Genomic DNA, 23,897 nt, shown 5'->3' on the forward strand with positions numbered 1-23,897 from the left:
GAACTTATTGAAATGCGGCAAGTATGCCTGAATTTGGCCCTTTTGAATATCAAAGGGGGCTAAGCCCCCTTTTGCTGGTATCCGTCAGCCCCCTTCAAAACAACAGCTGTTGCCAGCTTTGGCCTTTACGGAATTCGAGGCTGCGCACCTTACCGTCCTTTTCAACATTCACCAGATTCACCTGCTTAGCCCAGAACTGGTGCAGGCTGTTTTGCCTGATTTTTAAGCCGATGGCGCTGGTGTCAGGGCTGGCCTCCTGATACACCCACAAGTTATTGCCGTCTACCTCAGCCCCCAGCAATGTCAGGCTGACCGGTTTGGTGCCCTCAGCAAACAACCATTGCAGTTCAAACTCTGTCGTCACGTAGTCAGCAAACTGCATGCGGTTCTGCTCATTCTGCAACAGGTCCACAGCGCCATGCTGATGAGCCGCTCCCGCTTCCTTCCGAAGATGGCGCAGCGCATGCTCAGCATCATGCACAAAAAACTTGTGCATGATTTCAAGCTGGCCAGAGCGCGGGTTAAACAACACAGTCGTCACCGCAGCATTTAACTGATGGGCCTGGCTTGCCAACGGCAGCAGGCTGAACACAAAAGCAAAGATCCAACGCATTAGTCTTGTTTCCCTTTCAGCTTGGTTTTACTGTCCTGCATCAGGTCCATCTCTACCCGGTCTTTGCTTTTCTCGCGTTTAAAGGCTTCCACCCGTGATGGAATAATGCGGCGTGGGTAGTGATTGTTTTCGACATTCACATCGGCAGTCAGCCACTTCGGATCCACCACAGCCTCGACCAGCTCTTTGTCTGTCACTATCAGCTTGCTGACCTGCTGGGCTGATTTGCGCCAAATTTCAGCCGGGATCTGCAGCTCTTGCACTGAATCGTCAGCAAATTTCAGCTGCAGCAGAACAGGCATCACTAAACCGCCCTGATTACTGAAGTTCAGCACATAGTAGTTTTTGCTTTCGTCCAGAGCCCTGTCCAGCGCGGTGCGCTCCCAATCATCCAGCTCTTTGTACCATTGCTGGTAGTTATTCCGGTCTTTATTGGTGACGGTGAACTGATCATTTTTGTCGTAAAAATCAGTGATATCTGGGTTACGTTCCACCCAGGTTTCACGCCCCTCAACTTTGTTCAGCTCCACAAAACGCGATGCGGGTTTATTCTGTTCTTCCTGCCGGCGTTTCTTCAGGTCAATGTCCGGGTTTTTGCTGTCTAAATTCAGCTGGTAAATCTGATCCAGGGAGATATCCACATGGTCAGTAGTGTAGAACCAGCCTCGCCAGAACCAGTCCAAATCCACGCCACTGGCTTCTTCCATAGTACGGAAAAAGTCCGCTGGCGTTGGGCGTTTAAACTTCCAGCGGTTGGCGTACTCTTTAAAGGCGAAATCAAAGAGTTCGCGGCCTAAAATGACGTCCCGCAGTATATTCAGTGCCACAGCCGGTTTGGTGTAGGCGTTCGGCCCTAAACGGCTGACACTGTCGGACTGTGTCATCACAGGTTCCTGCAGCTCAGATTTCATAAAATCGACGATGTCACGGGCTTCCACTCCCCAGGGAATTTGTGGGTCCCACTCACGGCCGGCAATACCGTCCAGAAAACTGTTTAAGCCTTCATCCATCCAGGTCCATTGCCGCTCGTCGGAATTAACAATCATCGGAAAATAGTTGTGACCAATTTCGTGGATCACCACCCCAATCAGAAAGCGTTTTTCCGCCAACGAATAGGTGCGGCTGCCATCTTTTTGCAGTTCGGTGCGGGGGCCGTTAAAGGTGATCATCGGATACTCCATACCGCCAACAGGGCCATTGACCGACTGCGCCGTTGGGTAGGGGTAATCAAAAGAGAAACGTGAATACACCTCTAAGGTGTGCACCACAGACTCAGTGGAATATTTCTTCCACAGCTCGCCCCCTTCTTTCGGATAAAACGACATCGCCATTACAAATGGCTGGTCATCGCCGCCTTGTGCATAACCTTTGGCGTCCCAGATAAATTTACGCGACGACCCCCAGGCGAAGTCACGCACATTTTTCGCGCTGAAACGCCAGGTTTTCAGCTCGTCAGTTGCCGCTTTTTCATTGTCCAGTGCTTCTGCTTCGGTCACCACAAACACCGGACGTTTTGCGGTACGGGCTTGTTCCAGCCGTTGTTGTTGGGTTTGCGTCAGAACCTCTGCCGGGTTCTGCAAAGTACCGGTTGCAGACACTATATGGTCCGCTGGTACCGTCAGCTCCACCTCGTAGTCCCCAAATTCCAGCGTGAATTCACCCTGGCCTAAAAACTCTTTATTGGTCCAGGCTTCGTAATCTGTGTAGGCATGCAGACGCGGGAACCACTGGGCCAATAAGAAAATATCATTGCCGCCTTTACGGGCGTCTTTTGGGAAATGCTCATAACCGGAACGGGCATTGACCGCATCTTCTTCCACTATGTTAAACGCAAAATCCATCACGAGCTCAACCTGCTCTCCTGGTTTCAGCGTTTTGGCTAAATCCACCCGCATATTGGTGCCTACTATGGTGGCTTTCAGTACCTGACCATCCGGGGTTTTAATGTCGCCCAGCTGATAACCCAATTCATGGTCGGCCATAAACTGCTGGCGACGCAGCTCACTCAGGCTCAGCTTACCGGCTTCGTCCGGGTTTGGGTTCACGCCATCAAAAGTGCGGCTCAGCTCCGCCATGGAATCTGACTTGAAGATATTCTGGTCCAGTTGAAACCAGAGGTATTTCAGGCTGTCCGGTGAGTTATTCTGGTAACGGATGTGCTGGCTGGCGGTTAAACGACGCTTGGTTTCGTCCAGCCTGGCTTTAATTTTGTAGTCCACCTGTTGCTGCCAGTAACCCGTGGCTGGTTCACCCGCTGCATTGCGGTAAAAGTTTGGCGTTGGCAGCGCCTCATCCAACTGACGGAATTTATCAACAAAATGGCCTTTGGTTTGCTGCACTGTGTCGGCCTGTACGGCCAAACCACAACTCAGCAAGGCGCTGAGTAAAATTGTTTTTTTATAGTTATTCATCACTGCATCCGCTCTGGCAAAACCAACAGATTAAGGTGCTTTGGCCTGAGACTCAATCGGCACTGGCCTAAAACTTTTGTGGCTTTGGCGCACAAAAAAACAAAGGCAGCCGAAGCTGCCTTAAGGATGCACAGGTCTGTCTCAGATCTTTTTAAACAGAATGGACCCGTTGGTGCCACCAAAACCAAAGGAGTTACAGAGTGCGTACTCCATTTTGGCATCACGGGCTGTGTGCGGCACATAGTCCAGATCACAACCTTCATCCGGATTATCCAGGTTGATGGTTGGTGTCACTTGCTGCTGTTGCAATGACAGTACAGTGATAATGGACTCGACTGCACCGGCTGCGCCTAACAGGTGACCCATCATCGACTTACTGGAGCTGACCATCACTTTGGTGTCGTCCCCAAAAACAGACTTAATCGCCATAGTCTCTGCAATATCACCGGCCGGGGTTGAGGTGCCGTGCGCGTTGATATACTGAACCTGCTCCGCGTTGACACCTGCGTCTTTCAAGGCATTTTTCATCGCCAGTGCGGCACCACGGCCGTTTTCAGGCGGGGAGGTCATATGGTAAGCATCGCCACTCATACCAAAACCAACCAATTCGGCATAAATTTTGGCCCCACGGGCTTTCGCATGTTCGTACTCTTCCAGCACAACGACACCGGCCCCATCGCCTAACACAAAGCCGTCGCGGTCTTTGTCCCAAGGACGGCTCGCCTGTTGTGGCGCCTCATTGCGGGTCGACAAGGCGCGGGCAGCACCAAAGCCCCCCATGCCCAGGCAAGTGGAGGCTTTTTCAGCACCACCGGCAATCATCGCATCGGCATCGCCATAAGCGATCATACGCGCCGCCTGGCCAATGTTATGCACTCCGGTAGTACAGGCAGTGACAATACTGATATTCGGGCCTTGCAGACCAAGCATGATGGATAAATGACCGGAAATCATATTGATAATGGTCGAAGGCACGAAGAAAGGTGACAAACGGCGTGGGCCTGAACCGATCAGCTTGCTGTGGTTCTCTTCAATCAGGCCCAACCCACCAATACCTGAACCAACAGCGACCCCTATGCGTTCGGCGTTCTGTTCGTTAATTTCCAGCCCGGCGTCTTTGACTGCCTGTAAACCTGCAGCCACACCGTACTGAATAAACAAGTCCATCTTCTTTGCTTCTTTGGCCGGGAAGAACTGTTCCACATCAAAGTTCCGCACCAGGCCAGCGAATTTAGTGCTGTAGGCTTCAGTATCAAAATGATCAATCAGACTGATACCACTTTGTCCTGACAACAACTGTTGCCAGCTGGATTGAACATCATTGCCCATTGGGGTCAACATGCCCATGCCTGTCACTACTACACGACGTTTTGCCACAGAATCCTCCGTAGTCGGTAAAGAATGTTTTGGGGTTCACCCTACTGCTCTATCGAGCATAGTAGCCGCAGATCGCTATACGAACCTGTGGCAGCTTCTGATCACCAGTGCAATCAGCGGAATTTACCCTCTTGGCGCACAAATAAAAACGGGTAGCATAGCTACCCGTTTCTATATCAAAAATCTTACTCAGCGTGAGCTTTGATGTAGTCGATAGCTGACTGCACTGTGGTGATTTTTTCAGCTTCTTCGTCTGGAATTTCAGTGTCGAATTCTTCTTCCAGAGCCATCACCAGTTCTACTGTATCCAGAGAATCTGCACCCAGGTCGTCAACGAAAGAAGATTCGTTTTTCACTTCTTCTTCTTTAACGCCTAATTGTTCAATGATGATTTTTTTAACGCGTTCTTCGATGTTGCTCATCTTTTCTTCCTTTTTCTCATATAAATCGCAACAAATAGTGCAATTTTGTGTGGCGGCTAGTGTATGCGTAAGGCCGGTCTGATGCAAGTAAAGGCCAATGCTTTTACTGCTGGTCAAACCTGATGCCTTACACCATATACATACCACCGTTAACGTGAATAGTTTCACCGGTAATATAAGCCGCCTGGCTGGACGCTAAAAACGCCACAGTGGCTGCAATTTCTTCTGGCTGGCCCAGACGATTCGCTGGAACCTGACCGAAAATAGCTTCTTTTTGCTCGTCGTTCAGCTCTTTGGTCATATCGGTGTCGATAAAACCTGGGGCAATTGCGTTCACCGTAATACCACGGGACGCCACTTCGCGAGCCAGCGATTTGGTAAAGCCCAACACACCGGCTTTAGCCGCCGCATAGTTGGTCTGACCGGCGTTGCCCATAGAACCCACCACGGATCCAATGCTGATGATACGGCCGAAACGCTTCTTCATCATGCTGCGCAGCACAGCTTTACTTAAACGGTACACCGATGTCAAATTGGTTTGCATGATGTCAAACCATTCATCATCTTTCATCCGCATCAGCAAATTGTCGCGGGTAATGCCGGCATTATTGACCAGAATATCAATTTCACCAAACTGAGTTTTAATCTGTTCAAGACACTGCTCAATGGAATCCGTGTCAGCCACGTTCAGCACCAGGCCCTGACCACGCGCCCCTAAATACGCAGAAATAGCGGCAGCGCCGGATTCAGAGGTCGCTGTACCAATGACTTTGGCGCCTAAATCGGCCAGCTGTTCAGCAATAGCCCGGCCAATACCCCGGCTGGCCCCAGTGACCAGTGCAACCTGACCTTCTAACGAAATAAATGGCTTCATGCTTATCCTTATTCTGCAGCCAGCGCTGCTTTTAGTGCATCCAAATCTGGCACAGAGGCTGTCTTCAGATCTTTATTAATACGTTTAATCAGGCCACTCAGCACTTTGCCAGCGCCCAGTTCAATCACGGTGTCCACGCCCTGCGCGGCCAGCCACTCAATGCTTTCCGTCCAGCGCACCGGGCTATGCAACTGACGCACTAAGGCGTCTTTCATCGCGACTGGATCTGACGCTACCGAAACATCGACATTATTCAGTACAGGTATGACAGCTGTATGAAATTCGAGTGCGGCTAAATCGGCCGCCAGTTTTTCTGCGGCTGGTAACATCAAGGCGCAATGCGAAGGCACGGAAACAGGCAGAGGCAAAGCACGTTTGGCGCCAGCGGCTTTACAGAGTTCATTGGCCCGTTCAACCGCAGCTTTGTTGCCTGCGATTACCACCTGACCCGGACTATTGAAATTGACCGGCGATACCACTTCGCCTTGTGCCGCTTCTTCGCAAGCTTTGGCAATAGCGGCATCATCCAGACCAATAATGGCTGACATGGCACCAGTACCGGCAGGAACCGCCTGTTGCATATACTGGCCACGTTTTTCCACCAGCCTGACTGCATCAGCCAGGTTCAGGACACCAGCACAAACCAGAGCCGAATATTCACCCAAGGAGTGGCCCGCCAGATAATCCGGTTTGGCACCGCCCTGCTCCAGCCACACCCGGTACACAGCAACAGAGGCGGTTAACAAGGCCGGCTGAGTGCGGTGTGTTTCATTCAAATCTGTCTCTGGCCCAGAGGAGACCAGTTGCCACAGGTCATAACCCAAGGCGTCGCTTGCTTCAGCAAAGGTCTGACGCACTGTGGCAAATTCAGCGTATAAATCGCTCAGCATGCCGACGCTTTGCGATCCCTGCCCGGGAAAAACAAGTGCAAGTTTAGTTGTCATAAGAAAGTCTGCCTGTCAGTAACGGACTAATGCGGATGCCCAGGCGAAACCACCACCAAAAGCTTCCAATAATAAGGTTTGCCCCCGTTGAATGCGGCCATCACGTATGGCTTCATCCAGCGCCGTAGGCACAGTAGCAGCCGAAGTATTGCCGTATTTGTCCAGGTTAATTACCACCTGGTCCATCGACATCTCCAGTTTGCGGGCCACAGCGGAAATAATACGTAAGTTGGCCTGATGTGGCACCAGCCAGTCAATCTGTGATTTGTCGAGATTGTTGGCGGCCAGTGTTTGCTCCACCACTTCCGACAAACGGGTCACGGCCACTTTAAAGACTTCATTGCCTTTCATTACACCCCAACTGGTATGCACAGACGACTCGTCACCGCGCATCGGGTTGTCGACATACAACAACTCGGAGTATTTGCCATCGGCATGAATATGGGTAGACAAAATACCTGGTTGCTCAGACGCTTCCAGAATAACGGCACCAGCTGCATCGCCGAACAGGATCACCATGCTGCGATCCTCAGGGCTGACCAGCCGTGACAGACAGTCCGAACCTATCACCAATACCCGTTTGGCCAGGCCACCTTTTATATACTGGTCGGCAATGCTCAGCGCGTAACAAAAGCCGGCACAGGCCGCCGCAATGTCAAAAGCCGGAATACCAGGAATATCCAGTTCGCGCTGCACTTCGCAGGCGGCACTGGGTAAAGCGCGGGATGCACTGGTCGTCGCCAGTACAATCATATCAATAGAGTTTTTATCAATGCCGGCCGCTGCAATGGCTTGTAAAGCCGCCTGAGTGCCCATTGTAGAGACGGTTTCATCATCGCCAATAATGCGACGTTCTTTGATGCCTGTCCGTTCAATAATCCATTCGTCTGTGGTTTCTACCATGCTTTCAAGATCAGCATTGGTTCTGATCTGTGACGGGAAGTAACTGCCCGTGCCAATAATGCGTGAATACATTGGGTCCTACGCTTTGTCTATGAGTACGTGTTCCAGCCTGTCCTTTATTTTTACCGGCACCTGGCGTTCAACCTCGCGCACGGCTTGTCGGATGGCGCTCAGAAATGCTTCTTTCGTTGCATTTCCATGACTTTTCACAACAATTCCGCGCAATCCTATCAGACTTGCCCCGTTATACTGGTCGGGGTTCACGCCTAAGGCCATACTTTTTAGAAAAGGTTTAATCAGCCAGCCGAAAAGTTGCGCAGACATGGAGTTTTTCAGCGCAGTTTCCAGTCGTCTTAAGATAAGTTTCGCTACACCTTCGCAGGTTTTCAGTGCCACATTGCCGACAAAACCGTCACAAACAATCACGTCTGCCTTGCCTGAAAAAATATCGTTGCCTTCGATGTAACCAATGTAATTGATGTCACTGCATTCAGACAGCAGCAACGAGGTGCGTTTAATCTGGTCCGAGCCTTTGATTTCTTCTTCACCCATATTGAGCAAAGCGACTTTAGGCCGGTGAATTCCTTCGACCTCTTCCACCATCACCGCCCCCATCACCGCAAACTGAAATAAGGTATCGGAGTCGCAATTCACCGTGGCGCCCAAGTCCAGCATATAAACAGGTTTATCGGTGGTGGACGGTAATGAGCCAATCAAGGCAGGACGTTCGACGCCGTTCAGCATTTTCAGCACAAAATGCGCCATCGCCATCAGAGCGCCGGTATTGCCTGCACTGACACAAGCACCTACTTTGCCCTGCTCAACCAAATCCAGCGCCATACGCATGGACGACTGGCGTTTGCTGCGAAGTGCAACCGAAGGTTTGTCCGTCATTAAGACTTGCTGGGACGCATGCTGAATGTAGAGCTGCGGGTGTTCAGAAATACCATGTTCAGCCAGTTGCTGCTGTAAAACATCAGCGTCGCCGACCAGAGTTAAATCAAGATGAGGAAATTCTGAGATTGCAGCGAGCGCTGCAGGAATAGTTGAAAGGGGGCCATGATCGCCCCCCATCATATCTAAAGCAATTTTAAGCCTTGTTGGTTGCACTGAGTGCACCGGGCTTATTTTACTTTACGACCTTTGTAGTAACCGTCTTCAGTGATGTGGTGACGGCGGTGAGTTTCACCTGAAGTCGCGTCTACAGACAGGGTTGGCCCAGTCAGAGCATCGTGAGAACGACGCATGTCACGTCTTGCACGAGATTTTTTGTTTTGCTGTACAGCCATTGCCTTTCTCCTAAAACTATTTCTTCTTCAATTCTTGCAATATTGCAAATGGATTCGGTTTTTCTGGTTCCGGTTCTATCTCGCCCCAACTCATTTGCACTTTAGCCGGGTCGCATTGCCCTTCCTCGTGCGTTGGGAACAAAGGTAAAGCCAGAATTAATTCGTCCTCAACCAATTGCCTTAAGTTCACCTCGCCGTGTTCGTTTTTCTCAACCACGTCGTAGCGCTCAGGAATGTCATCGTGAGCCGAATCAATATCACTCCGAACCGGAGTGTATGCAAAACTGGCGTCCAGTTCCATCGGCATCGCATCGCCACAGCGTTCGCAACGCACCTGGATCTGGCAACGGGCTTCACCCTGAATATAGGTCAGACCCTGTTCATCAGTTCCGCAATGAACTGTTACTTCAACATCACCATTCGGATCCAGCAGCGATTCGGATAACCGGTCAAGGTTAGCCAGTGGAACTATGCCGTCGAAACTCGAACGTTTCTGCGCGGCCCGCACCGGATCTATAACAATGGGAATTTTTACCTTTTGCATAAGGCGCGCATCATATAGATCAGGTCTGGCACTGTCAAAGGGTTCTACGCTGTTTTTGTTAATTTTTCTCGCGTCAAACCAGTGGCTGGCGCTATAGTGCGGCGCATTATGCTAAAAGGAGCCGCTTTATGTCAAAACCTGCCCTGATTCTGGCCTCAACCTCCGTCTACCGTCAGGCCCTGCTGGAAAAATTAACCCCTAACTTCAGTACCGCCAAACCCGACGTCGATGAAAGCCCTTTAGCAGGTGAAACACCACAGCAACTGGTGGAGCGCCTGGCTGTACTAAAAGCACAGGCGATTGCCTCAAAGCACAACGAGGCCATAGTGATTGGTTCAGACCAGGTGGCTGTGTTTGAAAACGATATTCTGGGTAAACCCCATACTGTGGACAAGGCAATTGCACAACTCAGCCGTTTCAGTGGCAAAACGGTCACCTTTCTGACAGGTTTGGCAGTGGTCACCAGTGCAACAGGTCAGGTACAGGTGTTGACCGATGCATTTAAGGTCAGCTTTCGTCCGCTGACTCCGGATGAAATCCGCTGTTATGTTGAGCGTGAAATGCCGCTGAACTGTGCTGGCAGTTTTAAAAGTGAAGGCCTGGGTATCACCTTATTCAGCAAATTAGAAGGAGATGACCCAAACAGCCTGATTGGTTTACCCCTGATTAAACTGCATCAGCTGTTGAAAAACACAGGCCTTGATTTGCTGCTGGCGCCTTAACGGCCCAGCAGAGGTAAAAGTTCTGGCAGGGAATCAATAATGGCCCTGGGCTGGTAGTCAGATAACTCAGCCACACCATGGACCCCATGAGTCACCCCCACTCGCGGCATCGCCATGGTCTGCGCCATTTTCATATCATGAATGGTATCGCCCACCATCAGGGCGCGTTCAACCTTGATACCGAGTTCAGCGATAATTTGCTTCAGCATATCGGGGCTGGGTTTCGATTCCGCTTCATCGGCGCAGCGACTGGTATGAAAATAGGGCCTTAAGCCGGTTTCATCAAACATCCGCTCCAGCCCTTTACGGGCTTTTCCGGTGGCCACCGCCAGTAACACCCCATCACGGTGCAGTTGCTGAATCACCTGCTCTGCGCCAGCAAATAAGGGTGTCGGCGTATGGTCATGCAATACATACTGATCGCGGTAATGTTCAAACACCGTCTGACGCTGTGATGCGCTGATGCCAGGGAATAAAATATCAAACACCGGATCCAGGCTCAGCCCTATGATTTGTTTCACCTGATGTTCACTCGGCACCGTCAGTCCAGACAATTGCGCTGCGCTGCGCATTGCTGACACAATACGACCCACTGAATCCATCAGGGTGCCGTCCCAGTCAAAGATCACCAGATCTACAGCTTGACTCATGTTATTTTCTCGTCAGTTTTTCCAGTACCGCACTGAGTGGCTGATCCAAAGGAGCATCACAGCTGATCACTTTGCCGGTACCCGGATGGGTAAAACTTAAGGTTTTGGCATGCAGGTACAACCGGTTTAAACCAAGTGCCTGCATCTGGCTGGTAAATTCGTTGTCACCGTATTTATCGTCACAGGCAATAGCATGGCCTTTACAGGCCGTATGCACCCGAATCTGGTGAGTACGGCCTGTGACCGGAAAGGCTTCGACTAAGGTGCCTTCGGCGTAACGCTGCAAAATTTTAAACCGGGTTTCACTGGGTTTGCCCTGCACTTCATCCACCCTCACCACCCGCTCGCCGCTTTGCAGCGTGTTTTTACGCAGTGGCTCTGTCACCTTTTTGATTTTGCTATCCCACTGGCCGGCCACCAAAGCCCAGTATTTTTTCTCCACCGTTTTATTGCGCAGCTGTTCATGCAGATGGGTCAGCACCGAACGTTTTTTCGCAATCAGCAGACAACCTGAGGTATCACGGTCCAGTCGATGCACCAGTTCCAGATGACGGGCTGTCGGACGCAAGGCCCGCAAGGCTTCAATCACCCCAAAAGACAAACCACTGCCGCCATGCACCGCCATACCGCTTGGCTTATTTAATACAATCAATTCATTGTCTTCGTACAAAATATGCTGTTCGAGGTTTTTCACAATCGACAGTGAAGTCGAGACCGGTTCTTTTTCCGGCTCCGGACTCAGGGTAAAAGGTGGCACCCGCACCTGATCACCAGGTTGCAGTTTGTATTCCGGTTTAATTCGTTTTTTATTAACCCGTACCTCGCCTTTACGCAAAACCCGGTAAATCACACTTTTTGGAATGCCTTTCAGCCGGGCCAGAAGAAAGTTATCAATGCGTTGACCTGAAAAATCTTCTTCTACATCAATAAATTGGACTGGAGTTTTGATTTCTTCTGTCATGCGCTTTGTTTACTCTGTTCAGGCTTAAATTCTGTTGCTATTTACACTTATTCAGTGGGATAATCGGCCCGCTAATTTTGCCTGTTTTGGCGATTAGGGCGCTCCATGTGACGTAAGAGATATTGTGAGGCACCATTCGGGATGGCAGATCATACCGGATTCCTTGTGAAAACCAAGGATTTCCTAAGCCCCGAATGCGATGAATGCTGTTTGTCTGAGGTAATGCTGCGTAATTTGTTACCAACAGAGACAAAACACAAAGTCCGGTTAGTGGAGCAAAAAACAATTGCGACAACGCAACACGTTAGCGCGATCTGTGTCAGATCACAGCCAAATACATTTCAGTGCGGCCCATCAGGCGGCACGACTTAAAATGAGTTAGCTCAATCCGCCCAGTCGGGAGACTGCGCCACAGTTCAGTTTGAGTTATGTTTGACATCTGAAACGCGGACGCAGGATGTCGTTGCGTTGTGGCCTTTACTGAGTCACAAACAATGAAAAGAATGTTGATCAATGCTACGCAGGAAGAAGAAATCCGCGTAGCGCTTGTGGATGGACAAAAACTATACGACCTGGATATTGAAAGCCCAGGTCACGAACAGAAAAAAGCCAATATTTACAAAGGCAAAATCACCCGGGTTGAACCCAGCTTAGAAGCTGCGTTCGTAGACTACGGTGCTGAACGTCACGGCTTTTTACCTTTAAAAGAAATTTCCCGCGAATACTTCCCTGCCGGTTACACCTTCGACGGTCGTCCGAATATCAAAGAAGTGGTCAAAGAAGGCCAGGAAGTCATTATCCAGATTGATAAAGAAGAACGAGGCCAAAAAGGCGCGGCTCTGACCACCTTTATCTCACTGGCCGGTTCTTACCTGGTGCTGATGCCAAATAACCCTCGTGCCGGTGGTATTTCCCGCCGTATCGAAGGCGACGAGCGTCAGGAGCTGAAAGACTCCTTGGACCAGCTGCAACTGCCGGACGGCATGGGTCTGATTGTGCGTACCGCTGGTGTGGGCAAATCACACGAAGAGCTGGAGTACGATTTAAAAGCCTTGCTGAAACACTGGGCTGCCATTACGCATGAAGCCGAAAACCGCCCGGCTCCATTCCTGATCCACCAGGAAAGTAATGTCGTATTTCGCGCTATCCGTGATTACCTGCGTCGTGACGTGGGTGAAATTCTGATCGATAACGCACGTATTTTCGAAGAAGCCAAAGTTTATATTCAGCAATTCCGACCGGATTTTGCCCACCGAGTCAAAATGTACCAGGGTGAAGTGCCGCTCTTTATGCACTTCCAGATTGAAAGCCAGATCGAATCGGCGTTCCGCCGCGAAGTTCGCCTGCCCTCTGGCGGCTCTATTGTGATCGACAGCACCGAAGCTTTGACGGCTATTGATATCAACTCGTCCAAAGCAACCAAAGGCGGTGACATCGAAGAGACAGCCTTTAACACCAATCTGGAAGCGGCCGACGAAATTGCCCGTCAGTTACGCCTGCGTGACTTGGGGGGGCTGATTGTCATCGATTTTATCGACATGACGCCGGTGCGCCACCAGCGTGAAGTGGAAAACCGCTTAAAGGACGCTGTAAAACAAGACCGTGCCCGGGTTCAGATTGGCCGTATTTCCCGTTTTGGTTTGCTGGAAATGTCACGTCAGCGTCTGCGTCCGTCTTTAGGCGAATCAGCAACTCACGTTTGCCCTCGTTGCCATGGCCGCGGCACTATCCGCAGCACTGAATCCTCAGCTTTGTCTATTTTGCGTCTGATCGAAGAAGAAGCAATCAAGGACAACACCAGCCAAATTCATGCCCAGGTGCCTATTTCTGTTGCGACCTACCTGATGAACGAAAAACGTGATTCTGTGCGTCGTATTGAAAGTCGTCATGGTATTCAGATTTTCGTGATCCCGAACGAACATATGGAAACGCCACATTACGAAGTGACCCGTATCCGTATTGACGAAGAAATTGAAGACGCCAGCTACAACATGGTCAAAGCCCCGGCCGTGACCAGTAACCTGTACCATCCTGTGGCTGAGACCGCAGCTCGGGAAAAGCCAGCCGTATCTGCGATCAGCATGGCCGATGCGCCAGCGCCGTTAGCGAAACCAGTGGTGGCTGAACCTGCTGCACAAGAACCGGGATTATTGGATGGTCTGATCGGCTGGTTCAAAGCGCTGTTCGCCGGTAAAACCGCTGAACCTGAGAAAAAAGACGATAAACCTGTGCGCCGCGAACGCCGCGACAACAGACGTCGGGGCAGCAAAAACCGTCGTCGTGATGATGAACGTTCTGGCAAGGACGAAAACGCTCCGGCGAAAGCTGAACGCACAGAGCCAAAAGGCAACCGTGCTGAGCGTGGCGAGCGCCAGGATCGCACTGAGCGCCAGGAGCGACCACGTCAGGACAAAGCTGACCGCCAGGAGCGTGGTGACCGTCAGGACCGTGCTGAGCGTCAGGATCGTACCGAGCGCCAGGACAAAAAGCCAACCGAAAAAGTAGCAGCGCCTAAAGCTCATGAGCAGGATGATGATGCCCCCACTAAAGTGTCAGAACGTCGTCAGCGTCGTTCGCAGCGCAAATCGGTGCGGGTCGAAAAAGAAGGCCAGGTTGCACAGCCAGAATTGGCTGAAGTTTCCAGCCAGGCATTGGTTGCCGAAGCCTCTGTTGCGGTCAGCGACGCCGTGATCACAGTGGCCGCCGAAGCTGCACCTGCGCAGGAAGCTGTTGTTGTGGTGACTGACACCACAGAAGCTCAGGCTGGATCTGTGGATGTAAATGCAGTGGAAACTGCGGATGGCGGTGACGAGGACAAAGACGCCTCAGAAAGCCGCAGCCGCAGCCGTCGTTCACCACGGCATTTGCGTGCTGCCGGTCAGAAACGGAAAAAAGAGCAACAAGGCGAAGCCTCCGACGAAGCCACTGCGGCCCGTTATCCGGAAGATGAAAGCACTGCAGTGACAGAACAGCAACTGGATTTGCCTATTGCTGAAGAAACTACGGCGCTTGTGGCGCAGGTTGACGCTGACACTGTCACTCCGGTGGCCGAAGTGGCAGCGCCTGTCGCAGACGCTGAAGCTGCAGTTGTTGCAGAGGCTCCGGCCGAGGATGTGGTCACTCAGAACGACACTGCAGTTATTGCTGAAGCCGTCGAAGCAGCACCAGTTCAGGCTGAAGCCGCAGTTGTTGAAGTTGCAGCGCCTGCAGAAGTGACTGCGGCAGCAACCACAGGGGTTGACACTGCAGTCACTGAAGCTCCGGCTGCCGCACAGCCAGAAACTGTTGTCCGCGCAGAGGAACCGGCAGCTGCTGCAGAAGCGGAACAGGCTAAGGCACCAGCGAAATCGGCCCCAGCCAGGGCGCCACGTGCGAACCGTTATGCGTCAATGGTGGTCGCAGATATGAAAAAACCTGAACAGCTGTCTGAAGCCGCACAACAGGATGCACCTACAGCGATGGACCTGAATGATCGCCCCGTGGTGGTCAGTTCTGAGCGTCCGGGTGGGTCTGCCTCAGCACGTCAAATCAGTGTTGCGCCTATGACCAAACCTGACTCAGCTGAATAAGTTCAGTGCAAAAAAACCACCGCAACTGCGGTGGTTTTTTTATGGCTGAGATTTGCTTTATTGTGCCAGGGCTTTGGCAAAATGCTGGTCAATATAGGTCAGGCTTTGCTGACGCTGCTTATCCTGTTCAAACAGCACTTCATGCAAAGCGCCCTGAATCACCACAGGTCCGCCTGTCACACAACCAGACTCCGGGTTCTGTTGCAGCGCCTGACAAAATTCATTTTGCGCCCGGTTCGACACCACGGTATCCAATTCGGCCTGCAACACCAACAACGGAATTTGCAAGGAACTGCTGTTTGCCCGCATCGGCTCAAAGACGGCACAACTTTGGGCTAACCAGCCCCAGGTGGGCCCACCCAGCTGAATTTGCGGATACTGCAGGTTCAGTTCATTAAACCAGTCAAATCGTGACCTGGAGCCGGTTAAATCATTACCGGCAAACTCCCGCACTTTAAAAGGTGCGGCGGCAAAGCCGGCATAACCTTCACTGGAGAACACAGACATCAGGCTCCCCAAGGCACAGGCATCGTTTTCACTGAACAGCAGCTTTCCCTGGATCCCGTGCATCGGAGCGGACAGAGCCGCTGCAGCAAAGACCTCAGGGTGCTGCTCTAAATACAGGCTGGACACAGCGCCCCCCATCGAATGGGCCAGCAGCAATAATTTATGTTGTCGGGGTTCTGGCAACACCCTTTGCAACAACTGATGCATATCATCCACATAGGTCTGAAACTCATCAATGTGGCCTTTAAAGGGATCGTCCGTATAGCGGGCACTCAAGCCCTGCCCGCGGTGATCAAACAGCAGCACATTGTAGCCTTGTGCCAGAAAATGCTGCGCGAGCTCCTGATACTTCAACAACGTCTCAGTACGGCCATTTACTATCACCAGGGTCGCCTGTGCATTGGTCTGCTCCAGCCACAAATAGGGTATTTGATGGCCGTCGGTCAGAGGCAGGTATTGGGTGCTTTGTGCTGGCCAGGGCAACTCCAGCGGTTTGACGGCCGCAGACTCCAGTTCAGCGGCGCCAAGGGGTCCTCCCAGCAGTAAAGTTCCCAGACTCAGGCATAGCAGCTGGCTGGCCAGTGTCAGTTTCCGTGTTTTTTTTTGCAAAGTCTCTGGTCCTTCTGTCGCTGTCATCGTCAAAGTATGGTAAATAGCGCTGCAGTTTAACTGACCAAGGTTCTGCTTATGTCTGAAACACCAGCTCAGCGCCGCTTTCCCTGGATCCTGGCCCTGTTATGGACCAGCCCACTGCTGTTTTTTCTCTGGTGGTTTTATATCACCAGTCCGGCTGAACAAACAATGGATGCACCAGCATTTAACGCAGTGAAGCTCAGCACCACGCCTCTGGACAGTGCCAGCAATCACATGACGCTGTTGACCGGTCAGAATGAGTCCCTGAAACAGCTGTTGCATGATGTCAAGGCGCTGGATGTTCAGCTGGAAGCTGAGCAACTCTGGGTGCTGACCACGGAGCAATTACAACGTTATCAATGGCCTGAACTCAAACTGTTGCAAAGCTCGCCCGTGCCTGCAGGAGCTCACCTGTTGACCCTGTGGCAACAAAAACCTGTGCTTGCCCGCGCCAACCAGTTATACCAACAAGACGAGCAGCAACAATGGCAGCCTGTCTGGCAAAGTCAGGGCCGAATTGACCGTCTGCAAGCCATCGGCTCTTCATTGATGTACCAGGACAACCTGCCGCAGGCCGATATCTGGCTTTGGCCTGCAACAGCAGACCAACCCCGGTTAAAATCAGGCAGTGGCCGCGCAGAGCTGCTGCCTGTCCAAAACCAGCAAGGGAGCCTGGCTTATGTCAGTCGTGGCGCCGCTGAAGATGAAATCTGGCTGCAACCAGCCGGGCAAAACCCATACCGTCTGTTGTCTCTGCCTGGAGCAATAACACCAGTGCAGTTAACCTGGTCGGACGATCATCAGTGGATTTGGCTGCTCGACCATCAGGGGCTATTTCGCCTGTCACCCCAGACCCGGCAACTGCAGCTGGTGTGGCCAGCCACAGCGCCAGTACAACAATTTGAGCTGTTGAGCGGGCAATCCGCATTACTGTTGTCAGAACAGCAGCTGTTCCGGCTCAGTTTAACAGAGGGGACCCTGACGCCTGTTACCGCACCTGCCACAGTGAGGATGCAGTCTTACCAGCAGCACATCTATCTGCAGCTGGCTACAAAGGAAGGTTTATGGCGGTGGTCTGAACATGGCTTAGAGCCTATGCAACAGCTTACACTGCCCGCGGATGCCAAAGACTGGCAACTGGCCGGCGCTCAGCTGTGGTTTGTGCATAACGGGCACATGTATCAGCAATCGCTGACGGACGGTACCATACAGAGCAAGCGGCCATTACCAGCCGGCTTTGATCTGTCATGGTCAGTCGGACCCGATGGACTCTGGTACAGCAAAGTGGCAGCAGACCTGACCGGCAGTTACCAATTGCAGCCAATAGCAACACCTCGGGGTTAATTCCAACAAAAGGCGGAGCCGGGCCTGCTCCGCCTTGCCTGCTAGAAATTAAACAGCATGACCCCCAGACCTAAGCTGTTTTGTCTGTGGTTATAATCAAGCAGGGTTTCGCCATAACCGGAAAACAGCTGCAAATGCCAGCGCAACCCATCCAGCTTGGTTTTATCCACCGGATAGGTCAAATCCAGCATCCAGGAGCCCCGGCTCAGATACCCCAAATCATTGCGCCAGGTCAGTTGGGCTGTGGCAAGACCAGGCAGCCAGGTGGCGCTGATTTCATGACTGCCTGTATAGTCAATCAGATCCGGATTGTCGTCGTCTTTGACGTTTTCAGACAAGCGCTGGTGATAGCGCCAACGCAAACCAAAGTCTCCATGATCCATAGCCACAGCGGCATAAAGCCGGTTCCAGCTGCGTGACAAGGGATCACTCTGGCCGTTAGACTGGTGGGCTAAGCCAAACTGCAGCATTTGCAGTTCCCAATCACCGGGCAAGTCGCCCCATTCATCTTTCACCGGCACCACGTAGAGCAGCTCCGGTTGATAATCAGTGTTGCGAAAAGGTGCTGAATCCTGTTGATTCCACAGCTGCCACATCGACACCTGGGTGTAAGCAAACCAAAGATCCGCATTGTCAAACAACAGGTTACTCATCAGTTTAGCCCGCAGCGACAACTGCAGTTTGCTCTCCACCGGCTTGTAATTGTCATTGCGCAAAGCCTGCCCTCTGGACGGACTGCGCGGCTCACGGTTGATACTGGAGGTATAGTGCAGCGGCAAAAAGAAGTTCGGCAGATAAGTCCGGAATACAAAACGATCACGCTTTTCTTTCGGCGTCAGCTCCCAGTATTTTTCCATAATAGTTGCCAATTTCACTGATTTAGCTGGTGTCGCTGCCACCTCATCCGGCAAAGCAGTTCCGTCAGATGCCGGACTCGTTACGCCAAAAATACGGTCATAGCAGGCTAAACGCTGCGTGTTGTCCGCTGTAGTCCGGCAAACTGCTACATCCTGCGCCTGCGCTGCGGCTGCATAACAAACGGCAGCCATCCCCAGAGTGATTCTTTTCATCCATAACTCCATTTTTCCACCGTCGGCCTGACTCCATCGCACTGTCGGCTGAATGCTGTTTTCCGTCGTGTCGGGCAGGTGGTACACTTGCCACTTTTTAGTGACGGAGCCCATGATGACATCCTTCCCCGCCTGCCCCAGCTGCCAGTCAGATTACACCTATGCCGACCAGGATTTACTTATTTGCCCTGCCTGCGGTCATGAGTGGCGTGCCGATTCTTCTCCAGCCACAGACGACAGCCGCGACATCAGAGACAGTGCAGGAACACTGTTACAGGATGGCGATACGGTCACTGTGATCAAGGACTTAAAAGTGAAAGGCTCGTCATTGGTGGTTAAAATTGGTACCAAAGTGAAAAACATCCGGTTAGTCGATGGCGACCATGACATCGACTGCAAAATTGATGGCTTTGGCGCCATGAAGCTCAAATCAGAATTTGTCCGCAAAGTCTGAGCAGAGCAGCCACCGGCCTGAAGTTCTGCTTCAGGCATCTTTGCCATTGTAATGATGCACCTGCAGCGCATTCAAATCGACATCCGTCAGACATCGTACATTCACAGCAGCGGTTTGGTTGCCTTGTGGGTCGACCCCCAAACCAAAAGGTGCGCAGCCACAGACAGGGCAAAACTGATGTTTGATTTTATGACTGTTAAAGGTGTAGCTGGTCAACGCGCCGGCTTTGCTGAACGTCAGTGCACTGGCTGGCACAAACCAGAGTAAATAACCGCGACGGCTGCAAATTGAACAATTGCAGCTCAGCACTGAGTCCAATTGCCCTTCCACCTGATACTCCACAGCACCACAATGACAACTGCCATGATATTGCATGCTTAGTCTCCTGTTTTTGTTTGTCAGTCAACACTTCAGTCTGAACCATCAATCGTCAAGTCACTGCCCTAGCGCTGACACTGCGCCGTGGCGCCTTTCTGTCCGTTCAAAGCCCTGACGTTGCAGTAATTTAATTGAACCAATGTTCATTACAAATTCGCTTTTTACTGCTGCAGTGGCAGCGCTGCTTGATCGGGTGCCTGTTGCAACCATAGTCCCTGCTCCTCCACCAATACATGGCCTTTGCGATTGGTCACCTGCAACAGGCCGTTTCTGTGTAAAACATAGTGCAAACGGCCGCTGTTAAACCGGTAGCCCCAAAATAACGGCGTTTGTTTAGTGCCTACCCACCAGGGGCGGCCTTCAAGGGTGATGGTTGCCCCTGTGATTTTGGAGTGCCCCTGATACCGGATACTGGCGCAATCCTGCAGCACAGGGCAATCCGCATCCAACCGGATCCAGTAGGACTGGGTTTCCAGCCATTGCTGAGCTGAAACTGCTGTACTGAATACCAAGACCAGTAAAACTAAACGCATGACACCAAAAGATAAGGTTGGCATTCGCCAACCTTATCACAGTTTATTTACAACCGCAGTGGTGATTTATCAGCAACTTACATACTGATGCCGCCATCCACTTCCACCACCCGACCGGTAAAAAAGTCGTTCTCAAAAATGTAACGGGCTGTATGGGCAATTTCTGCGGCTTCTCCCAAACGCCCCACAGGTTTCATCGCCACCAGACGGTCACGGGCTTCCGGTTTCATCGCATCTGTCATCGCCGTGCGGATCACCCCTGGTGCGATGGCACCGACCCGGATACCGTAACGGCCCAGCTCACGTGCCCAGGTGACTGTCATCGCCACCACACCGGCTTTAGAAGCTGCATAGTTGGTTTGTCCCATATTGCCGGCTCGGGCCACACTGGACATATTGATAATCACGCCTTTACGGCCGGTTTTGACCATCAGGGCTGCCGCTTCGCGGCCACAGAGGAACACACCTGTCAGGTTGACGTCGATCACCGACTGGAATTGCTGCAACGACATTTTGGCAGTGATTTCGCCGTCTTTATATTTCAGCAGCAGCCCGTCCCGCAAAATACCTGCGTTATTGATCAGACCGTCAATGCCGCCAAAATCTTCGGCTATAGCCGCAAAGGTGCTTTCGACACTTTGTTCGTCTGCGACATTCGCCACATAGGTATGCACAGTGGTGGTAGCCGACAGCTCAGCTTTGGCCGCAGCCAATTGCCCGGCATTCATATCCAGCAGCGCCAGTTGTGCGCCTTCGGCAGCCAGCATACGGGCCATTTCCAGCCCCAGGCCCTGAGCACCACCAGTGACCACTATGACTTTATCTTTTAATTGCATAACGCTCTCTTCTCTTGTTAGCCATTGACCGCTGTTGCTTGTTAGTTCTTTTTGGCAAAGGCCTGAAAAATACTGGAAAAATCCTCTTTACCATGGCCCTGACGCTGATGCTGCACATACAGACTACGCGCCAAAGTGCCCATTGGTGTGGCAGAGCCACTGCCAAGCGCAGTTTCGGTGGCCAGGCTCAGATCTTTGGCCATTAAATCCACCATAAAACCGCCCTGATAGCCATTGCTGGAGGGCACATTGTCCATCACCCCAGGGCATGGATTATACAGCTCCAGCGTCCAGTTACGGCCAGAGCTTTTCAGCATAATGTCGGACAATACTTTGGGGTCCAGACCATTGTCGATGCCCAGTTGCAGCGCTTCGCTGGTGCCCGCCATCAAAACAGACAACAGCATATTGTTGCAAATCTTTGCCACCTGGCCAGCGCCAATGTCTCCCGCATGGAACAGGTTTTTGCCCATCGCCGACAACACCGCTTTGGCACGTTCAAAATGTTCGGCTTTACCACCGACGATAAAGGTCAGGGTGCCCGCCTTGGCGCCACCCACACCGCCCGATACGGGCGCATCAATAAAGGCGATACCCTGGGTGGCCAGTTCAGCCCCCACTTTGCGGGCTGTGGCGGCATCAATAGTCGAGCAGTCAATCACCAGTGCTTCTTTGCTGACATGACTGGCGATGCCCTGCTCTCCCAGGTAAGTGGCCGCCACATGCTTGCCAGCTGGCAACATAGAAATCACATAAGCGGCGCCAGTGACCGCTTCCGCTGCCGAGGCCATCACAGTGCCACCTGCCTCTGCCAACTGCGACAGAGCTGCAGGTGATAAATCAAAGGCCTGCACCTTAAATCCTGCTTTGACCAGGTTGGCCGCCATAGGGCCGCCCATATTACCCAAACCAATAAAAGCGACAGTGGTCATTTTAGTTCTCCAGATTGCCAAGCTCTCGCAGCGGGTGTGTATCGGCACTCCAGGGCGAGCTGAATAATTCGTTAATTAAATCTGCGGGTACTTCAGAAACGTTTTTGTATTTCCAATCTGGCTTTTGATCTTTGTCAATCAACAGCGCCCGCACCCCTTCGGTAAATTCACCCAGCTTGCCGCATTGCACACTTAACCCCAGTTCCAGCCGGAAACTGTCGGCCAGAATTTTGCTTTGCCCCAGCTGTAATAAACGAAACACAATGTGCGCAGTAATAGGACTACCGTACTGCAAGGAGGCTTTGGCTTTTGTCAGCCAGCTGTCATCCCCGGGCATCGCCTGAATTTGCTCAACCGCCTGCTGTAGGGAACTAACCCGGCCCAAGGCGGTAATTTGTTGCTGATGAGGCCGGATCTGGCTGGCTGGCATTAAATGACGGTTGCGTTCTTCCAGGTCCAGCAAAATATCGCTCAGCTTCTGGTGGTTCAGCGCCACCGTATTGCCCCATTTCACCGTCAGCAATTTATCCAGCAATTCCGCTTTTTTCTCATGCGGCAGAAAGTGGTCAGCCAGGTCAATAAATTTGGCATCGGCGGAGTTGATCGACGCCCCGGTCAGCCCCAAAAACAAACCGCAGCCTGCAGGCATCCGGTTTAAAAACCAGCTGCCGCCAACGTCGGGGTACAACCCTATCGCCATTTCCGGCATCGCAATGCGGCTGCTCACAGTGACAATACGGTGGGAAGCACCAGCCATTAACCCCAGGCCGCCGCCCATCACAATGCCATTGCCCCAAACCAGCACAGGTTTGTCAAAGGTGTGGATCAGGTAATCCAGGCTGTATTCTTTGGTAAAAAACTCGTTGACATAGGGCTGGAAACAACCAGGTTCAGCTTGCATTGCCTGATACAACTCGCGGATATCACCGCCGGCGCAAAAGGCTTTGTCGCCCGCCCCCTGAAGCCAGACCAGCGCAATAGCCGGGTCCGCTTTCCATTGCTGCATTTTGGGCAGCAATAACTCAACCATGGGCAAACTCAGTGCATTAAGCGACTTCTCTGAGTTCAACGTTGCGACGGCTATTTTTTTACCGCTGGCGGTGTCCAGCTCCTGAAACAGTACCACGTCCTGTTCAGACATCCTTACTCCTTAGCCATTGACCCACTGGGCCTGGCGTTTTTCTAGAAAGGCGTTGACGCCCTCTTTTTGGTCCAAAGTGTCAAATAAGGCGACAAACAGCTCCCGCTCCAGCGGCAAGGCTTTGGCCATACTGCCGTAACGGCCTTGTTGGATCAGATGTTTGCAGGCCGTGACCGCCGAAGGGCTTTGCTCCGCTACTTTGTCAGCGAGCGCCAACGCTTTGCTTAATGCTTCGCCTTTGCCAACCACTTCTTCCACCAGACCAATCTGATGCGCTTTTTGTGCATCCACCCGTTCGCCACAGAGGATCATGCGTTTGGCCCAGCCCTCACCGACCAGCCAGGCCAGATTCTGGGTGCCACCTGCACAGGGTAATAAGCCCACTTTGGCTTCGGGTAATGCCAGCACGGCCTGAGATTCCGCAATGCGGATATCACAGGCCAGCGCTACTTCCAGACCGCCGCCCATCGCATAGCCATTCATGGCTGCAATAGACACGCCACGAAAGTTGCTCAGGGTTTCAAAGGCCTGGCCAAAGACCCGAGCCATATCGGACGCGATGGTTTTATCACCACTGGCAAACAGGTTTAAATCTGCACCGGCAGAGAAAAACTTTTCGCCTTCGCCAGTCAGCACCAGCGCATACACATCTTTGTCAGAATTCAGCTGCAGTACCAGATCGCGCAGCGCTATCAGCGTTTGTGCTGTCCAGGTGTTCGCCGGTGGATTGCTGATGGTAATAAGCGCGGTATGCCCACGCTTTTCCAGCTTCAGTTCAGCCATTGCATGC

General features: G+C 52.0%; 24 protein-coding genes. 4 read left to right on the forward strand and 20 right to left on the reverse strand.

The features are described from left to right. Nucleotides 1–94 precede the first annotated feature (94 nt). The 10 genes from WKJ04_RS11880 to yceD form a co-directional block, all read right to left on the reverse strand. Nucleotides 95–613 carry a DUF6702 family protein gene (locus WKJ04_RS11880; protein WP_337880617.1) on the reverse strand — a complete coding sequence of 173 codons (519 nt, stop codon included), beginning with the start codon at nucleotides 611–613 and terminating at the stop codon, nucleotides 95–97. Then, nucleotides 613–3,024, reverse strand: coding sequence for a M1 family metallopeptidase (locus WKJ04_RS11885; protein WP_337880618.1), 2,412 nt, complete (start codon nucleotides 3,022–3,024; stop codon nucleotides 613–615). Before WKJ04_RS11885 ends, WKJ04_RS11880 begins: the two co-directional genes overlap by 1 nt. A 141-nt stretch (nucleotides 3,025–3,165) precedes the next feature. Next, a complete protein-coding gene (gene fabF, locus WKJ04_RS11890) occupies nucleotides 3,166–4,401 on the reverse strand; it encodes a beta-ketoacyl-ACP synthase II (protein WP_337880619.1) in 1,236 nt (411 codons plus the stop codon). Nucleotides 4,402–4,586: 185 nt separating this feature from the next. Beyond that, the gene (acpP, locus tag WKJ04_RS11895; RefSeq protein ID WP_337842116.1) at nucleotides 4,587–4,823 is read right to left on the reverse strand and encodes an acyl carrier protein; all 237 of its coding nucleotides are present in this window, start codon (nucleotides 4,821–4,823) and stop codon (nucleotides 4,587–4,589) included. Nucleotides 4,824–4,950: 127 nt separating this feature from the next. Beyond that, nucleotides 4,951–5,697 (reverse strand): 3-oxoacyl-ACP reductase FabG, encoded by a 747-nt coding sequence (gene fabG, locus WKJ04_RS11900; RefSeq protein WP_337842117.1) that lies wholly within the window; start codon nucleotides 5,695–5,697, stop codon nucleotides 4,951–4,953. Nucleotides 5,698–5,705: 8 nt separating this feature from the next. Next, nucleotides 5,706–6,641, reverse strand: a complete 936-nt coding sequence (gene fabD, locus WKJ04_RS11905) for an ACP S-malonyltransferase (RefSeq protein WP_337842118.1) — start codon at nucleotides 6,639–6,641, stop codon at nucleotides 5,706–5,708. Between the two features lie 15 nt (nucleotides 6,642–6,656). Continuing rightward, on the reverse strand, nucleotides 6,657–7,616 hold the full coding sequence (locus tag WKJ04_RS11910; RefSeq protein WP_337842119.1) for a beta-ketoacyl-ACP synthase III: 960 nt from the start codon (nucleotides 7,614–7,616) through the stop codon (nucleotides 6,657–6,659). A gap of 6 nt (nucleotides 7,617–7,622) precedes the next feature. Continuing rightward, entirely contained in the window at nucleotides 7,623–8,663 is a 1,041-nt protein-coding gene (gene plsX, locus WKJ04_RS11915; protein WP_337880620.1) for a phosphate acyltransferase PlsX, read from the reverse strand. 5 nt (nucleotides 8,664–8,668) lie between these two features. Further along, nucleotides 8,669–8,833, reverse strand: coding sequence for a 50S ribosomal protein L32 (gene rpmF / locus WKJ04_RS11920; protein ID WP_337842121.1), 165 nt, complete (start codon nucleotides 8,831–8,833; stop codon nucleotides 8,669–8,671). 16 nt (nucleotides 8,834–8,849) lie between these two features. After that, entirely contained in the window at nucleotides 8,850–9,377 is a 528-nt protein-coding gene (yceD, locus tag WKJ04_RS11925) for a 23S rRNA accumulation protein YceD (protein ID WP_337842122.1), read from the reverse strand. Between the two features lie 128 nt (nucleotides 9,378–9,505). On the opposite strand from yceD, the gene WKJ04_RS11930 reads away from it, so the two are divergent. Beyond that, nucleotides 9,506–10,099 carry a nucleoside triphosphate pyrophosphatase gene (locus tag WKJ04_RS11930; protein WP_337842123.1) on the forward strand — a complete coding sequence of 198 codons (594 nt, stop codon included), beginning with the start codon at nucleotides 9,506–9,508 and terminating at the stop codon, nucleotides 10,097–10,099. Here the strand turns inward: WKJ04_RS11930 and WKJ04_RS11935 are convergent. Next, a complete protein-coding gene (locus WKJ04_RS11935) occupies nucleotides 10,096–10,749 on the reverse strand; it encodes an HAD-IA family hydrolase (RefSeq protein ID WP_337842124.1) in 654 nt (217 codons plus the stop codon). The two genes, WKJ04_RS11930 and WKJ04_RS11935, sit on opposite strands and share 4 nt — an antisense overlap. A gap of 1 nt (nucleotide 10,750) precedes the next feature. Next, nucleotides 10,751–11,710, reverse strand: a complete 960-nt coding sequence (rluC, locus tag WKJ04_RS11940; RefSeq protein WP_337842125.1) for a 23S rRNA pseudouridine(955/2504/2580) synthase RluC — start codon at nucleotides 11,708–11,710, stop codon at nucleotides 10,751–10,753. Nucleotides 11,711–12,204: 494 nt separating this feature from the next. On the opposite strand from rluC, the gene rne reads away from it, so the two are divergent. Then, nucleotides 12,205–15,279, forward strand: coding sequence for a ribonuclease E (gene rne / locus WKJ04_RS11945; RefSeq protein ID WP_337880621.1), 3,075 nt, complete (start codon nucleotides 12,205–12,207; stop codon nucleotides 15,277–15,279). A 57-nt stretch (nucleotides 15,280–15,336) separates the two neighbouring features. Here the strand turns inward: rne and WKJ04_RS11950 are convergent, their stop codons facing one another. Beyond that, on the reverse strand, nucleotides 15,337–16,395 hold the full coding sequence (locus WKJ04_RS11950; RefSeq protein ID WP_337880622.1) for an alpha/beta fold hydrolase: 1,059 nt from the start codon (nucleotides 16,393–16,395) through the stop codon (nucleotides 15,337–15,339). A 78-nt stretch (nucleotides 16,396–16,473) separates the two neighbouring features. On the opposite strand from WKJ04_RS11950, the gene WKJ04_RS11955 reads away from it, so the two are divergent. Then, the gene (locus tag WKJ04_RS11955) at nucleotides 16,474–17,763 is read left to right on the forward strand and encodes a hypothetical protein (RefSeq protein ID WP_337880623.1); all 1,290 of its coding nucleotides are present in this window, start codon (nucleotides 16,474–16,476) and stop codon (nucleotides 17,761–17,763) included. Between the two features lie 41 nt (nucleotides 17,764–17,804). Here WKJ04_RS11955 and WKJ04_RS11960 read toward each other — a convergent pair whose 3' ends face one another. Further along, a complete protein-coding gene (locus WKJ04_RS11960; RefSeq protein ID WP_337880624.1) occupies nucleotides 17,805–18,947 on the reverse strand; it encodes a phospholipase A in 1,143 nt (380 codons plus the stop codon). 1 nt (nucleotide 18,948) lies between these two features. Between WKJ04_RS11960 and WKJ04_RS11965 the strand changes: the two genes are divergently transcribed. After that, nucleotides 18,949–19,287: a zinc ribbon domain-containing protein YjdM gene (locus tag WKJ04_RS11965; protein WP_337880625.1), complete on the forward strand. Its 339-nt coding sequence runs from the start codon at nucleotides 18,949–18,951 to the stop codon at nucleotides 19,285–19,287. Nucleotides 19,288–19,317: 30 nt separating this feature from the next. Here WKJ04_RS11965 and WKJ04_RS11970 read toward each other — a convergent pair whose 3' ends face one another. From WKJ04_RS11970 to WKJ04_RS11995, 6 genes are all read right to left on the reverse strand, one after another. Beyond that, a complete protein-coding gene (locus WKJ04_RS11970; protein WP_337880626.1) occupies nucleotides 19,318–19,662 on the reverse strand; it encodes a GFA family protein in 345 nt (114 codons plus the stop codon). A gap of 164 nt (nucleotides 19,663–19,826) precedes the next feature. Further along, nucleotides 19,827–20,222, reverse strand: a complete 396-nt coding sequence (locus WKJ04_RS11975) for a hypothetical protein (protein ID WP_337880627.1) — start codon at nucleotides 20,220–20,222, stop codon at nucleotides 19,827–19,829. Between the two features lie 53 nt (nucleotides 20,223–20,275). Continuing rightward, nucleotides 20,276–21,034 carry an SDR family oxidoreductase gene (locus tag WKJ04_RS11980; RefSeq protein WP_337880628.1) on the reverse strand — a complete coding sequence of 253 codons (759 nt, stop codon included), beginning with the start codon at nucleotides 21,032–21,034 and terminating at the stop codon, nucleotides 20,276–20,278. Nucleotides 21,035–21,075: 41 nt separating this feature from the next. Beyond that, entirely contained in the window at nucleotides 21,076–21,966 is an 891-nt protein-coding gene (gene mmsB / locus WKJ04_RS11985; protein ID WP_337880629.1) for a 3-hydroxyisobutyrate dehydrogenase, read from the reverse strand. Between the two features lies 1 nt (nucleotide 21,967). Further along, the gene (locus WKJ04_RS11990; RefSeq protein WP_337880630.1) at nucleotides 21,968–23,107 is read right to left on the reverse strand and encodes an enoyl-CoA hydratase/isomerase family protein; all 1,140 of its coding nucleotides are present in this window, start codon (nucleotides 23,105–23,107) and stop codon (nucleotides 21,968–21,970) included. Between the two features lie 9 nt (nucleotides 23,108–23,116). Then, nucleotides 23,117–23,890, reverse strand: coding sequence for an enoyl-CoA hydratase (locus WKJ04_RS11995; protein WP_337880631.1), 774 nt, complete (start codon nucleotides 23,888–23,890; stop codon nucleotides 23,117–23,119). Nucleotides 23,891–23,897 lie beyond the last annotated feature (7 nt).

Source organism: Rheinheimera sp., from assembly GCF_037442345.1.
Lineage (GTDB): Bacteria > Pseudomonadota > Gammaproteobacteria > Enterobacterales > Alteromonadaceae > Pararheinheimera.

Bases quoted from the DNA above. Each gene is read 5' to 3' on its own strand.
- WKJ04_RS11995 (WP_337880631.1), bottom strand. From the start codon at position 23,890: ATGGCTGAACTGAAGCTGGAAAAGCGTGGGCATACCGCGCTTATTACC.
- WKJ04_RS11960 (WP_337880624.1), bottom strand. From the start codon at position 18,947: ATGGGCTCCGTCACTAAAAAGTGGCAAGTGTACCACCTGCCCGACACG.
- mmsB (WP_337880629.1), bottom strand. From the start codon at position 21,966: ATGACCACTGTCGCTTTTATTGGTTTGGGTAATATGGGCGGCCCTATG.
- WKJ04_RS11910 (WP_337842119.1), bottom strand. From the start codon at position 7,616: ATGTATTCACGCATTATTGGCACGGGCAGTTACTTCCCGTCACAGATC.
- WKJ04_RS11955 (WP_337880623.1), top strand. From the start codon at position 16,474: ATGTCTGAAACACCAGCTCAGCGCCGCTTTCCCTGGATCCTGGCCCTG.
- fabD (WP_337842118.1), bottom strand. From the start codon at position 6,641: ATGACAACTAAACTTGCACTTGTTTTTCCCGGGCAGGGATCGCAAAGC.
- rpmF (WP_337842121.1), bottom strand. From the start codon at position 8,833: ATGGCTGTACAGCAAAACAAAAAATCTCGTGCAAGACGTGACATGCGT.
- WKJ04_RS11990 (WP_337880630.1), bottom strand. From the start codon at position 23,107: ATGTCTGAACAGGACGTGGTACTGTTTCAGGAGCTGGACACCGCCAGC.
- yceD (WP_337842122.1), bottom strand. From the start codon at position 9,377: ATGCAAAAGGTAAAAATTCCCATTGTTATAGATCCGGTGCGGGCCGCG.
- WKJ04_RS11935 (WP_337842124.1), bottom strand. From the start codon at position 10,749: ATGAGTCAAGCTGTAGATCTGGTGATCTTTGACTGGGACGGCACCCTG.
- rne (WP_337880621.1), top strand. From the start codon at position 12,205: ATGAAAAGAATGTTGATCAATGCTACGCAGGAAGAAGAAATCCGCGTA.
- fabG (WP_337842117.1), bottom strand. From the start codon at position 5,697: ATGAAGCCATTTATTTCGTTAGAAGGTCAGGTTGCACTGGTCACTGGG.
- acpP (WP_337842116.1), bottom strand. From the start codon at position 4,823: ATGAGCAACATCGAAGAACGCGTTAAAAAAATCATCATTGAACAATTA.
- WKJ04_RS11980 (WP_337880628.1), bottom strand. From the start codon at position 21,034: ATGCAATTAAAAGATAAAGTCATAGTGGTCACTGGTGGTGCTCAGGGC.
- WKJ04_RS11975 (WP_337880627.1), bottom strand. From the start codon at position 20,222: ATGCCAACCTTATCTTTTGGTGTCATGCGTTTAGTTTTACTGGTCTTG.
- WKJ04_RS11965 (WP_337880625.1), top strand. From the start codon at position 18,949: ATGACATCCTTCCCCGCCTGCCCCAGCTGCCAGTCAGATTACACCTAT.
- WKJ04_RS11970 (WP_337880626.1), bottom strand. From the start codon at position 19,662: ATGCAATATCATGGCAGTTGTCATTGTGGTGCTGTGGAGTATCAGGTG.
- WKJ04_RS11880 (WP_337880617.1), bottom strand. From the start codon at position 613: ATGCGTTGGATCTTTGCTTTTGTGTTCAGCCTGCTGCCGTTGGCAAGC.
- rluC (WP_337842125.1), bottom strand. From the start codon at position 11,710: ATGACAGAAGAAATCAAAACTCCAGTCCAATTTATTGATGTAGAAGAA.
- WKJ04_RS11930 (WP_337842123.1), top strand. From the start codon at position 9,506: ATGTCAAAACCTGCCCTGATTCTGGCCTCAACCTCCGTCTACCGTCAG.
- WKJ04_RS11885 (WP_337880618.1), bottom strand. From the start codon at position 3,024: ATGAATAACTATAAAAAAACAATTTTACTCAGCGCCTTGCTGAGTTGT.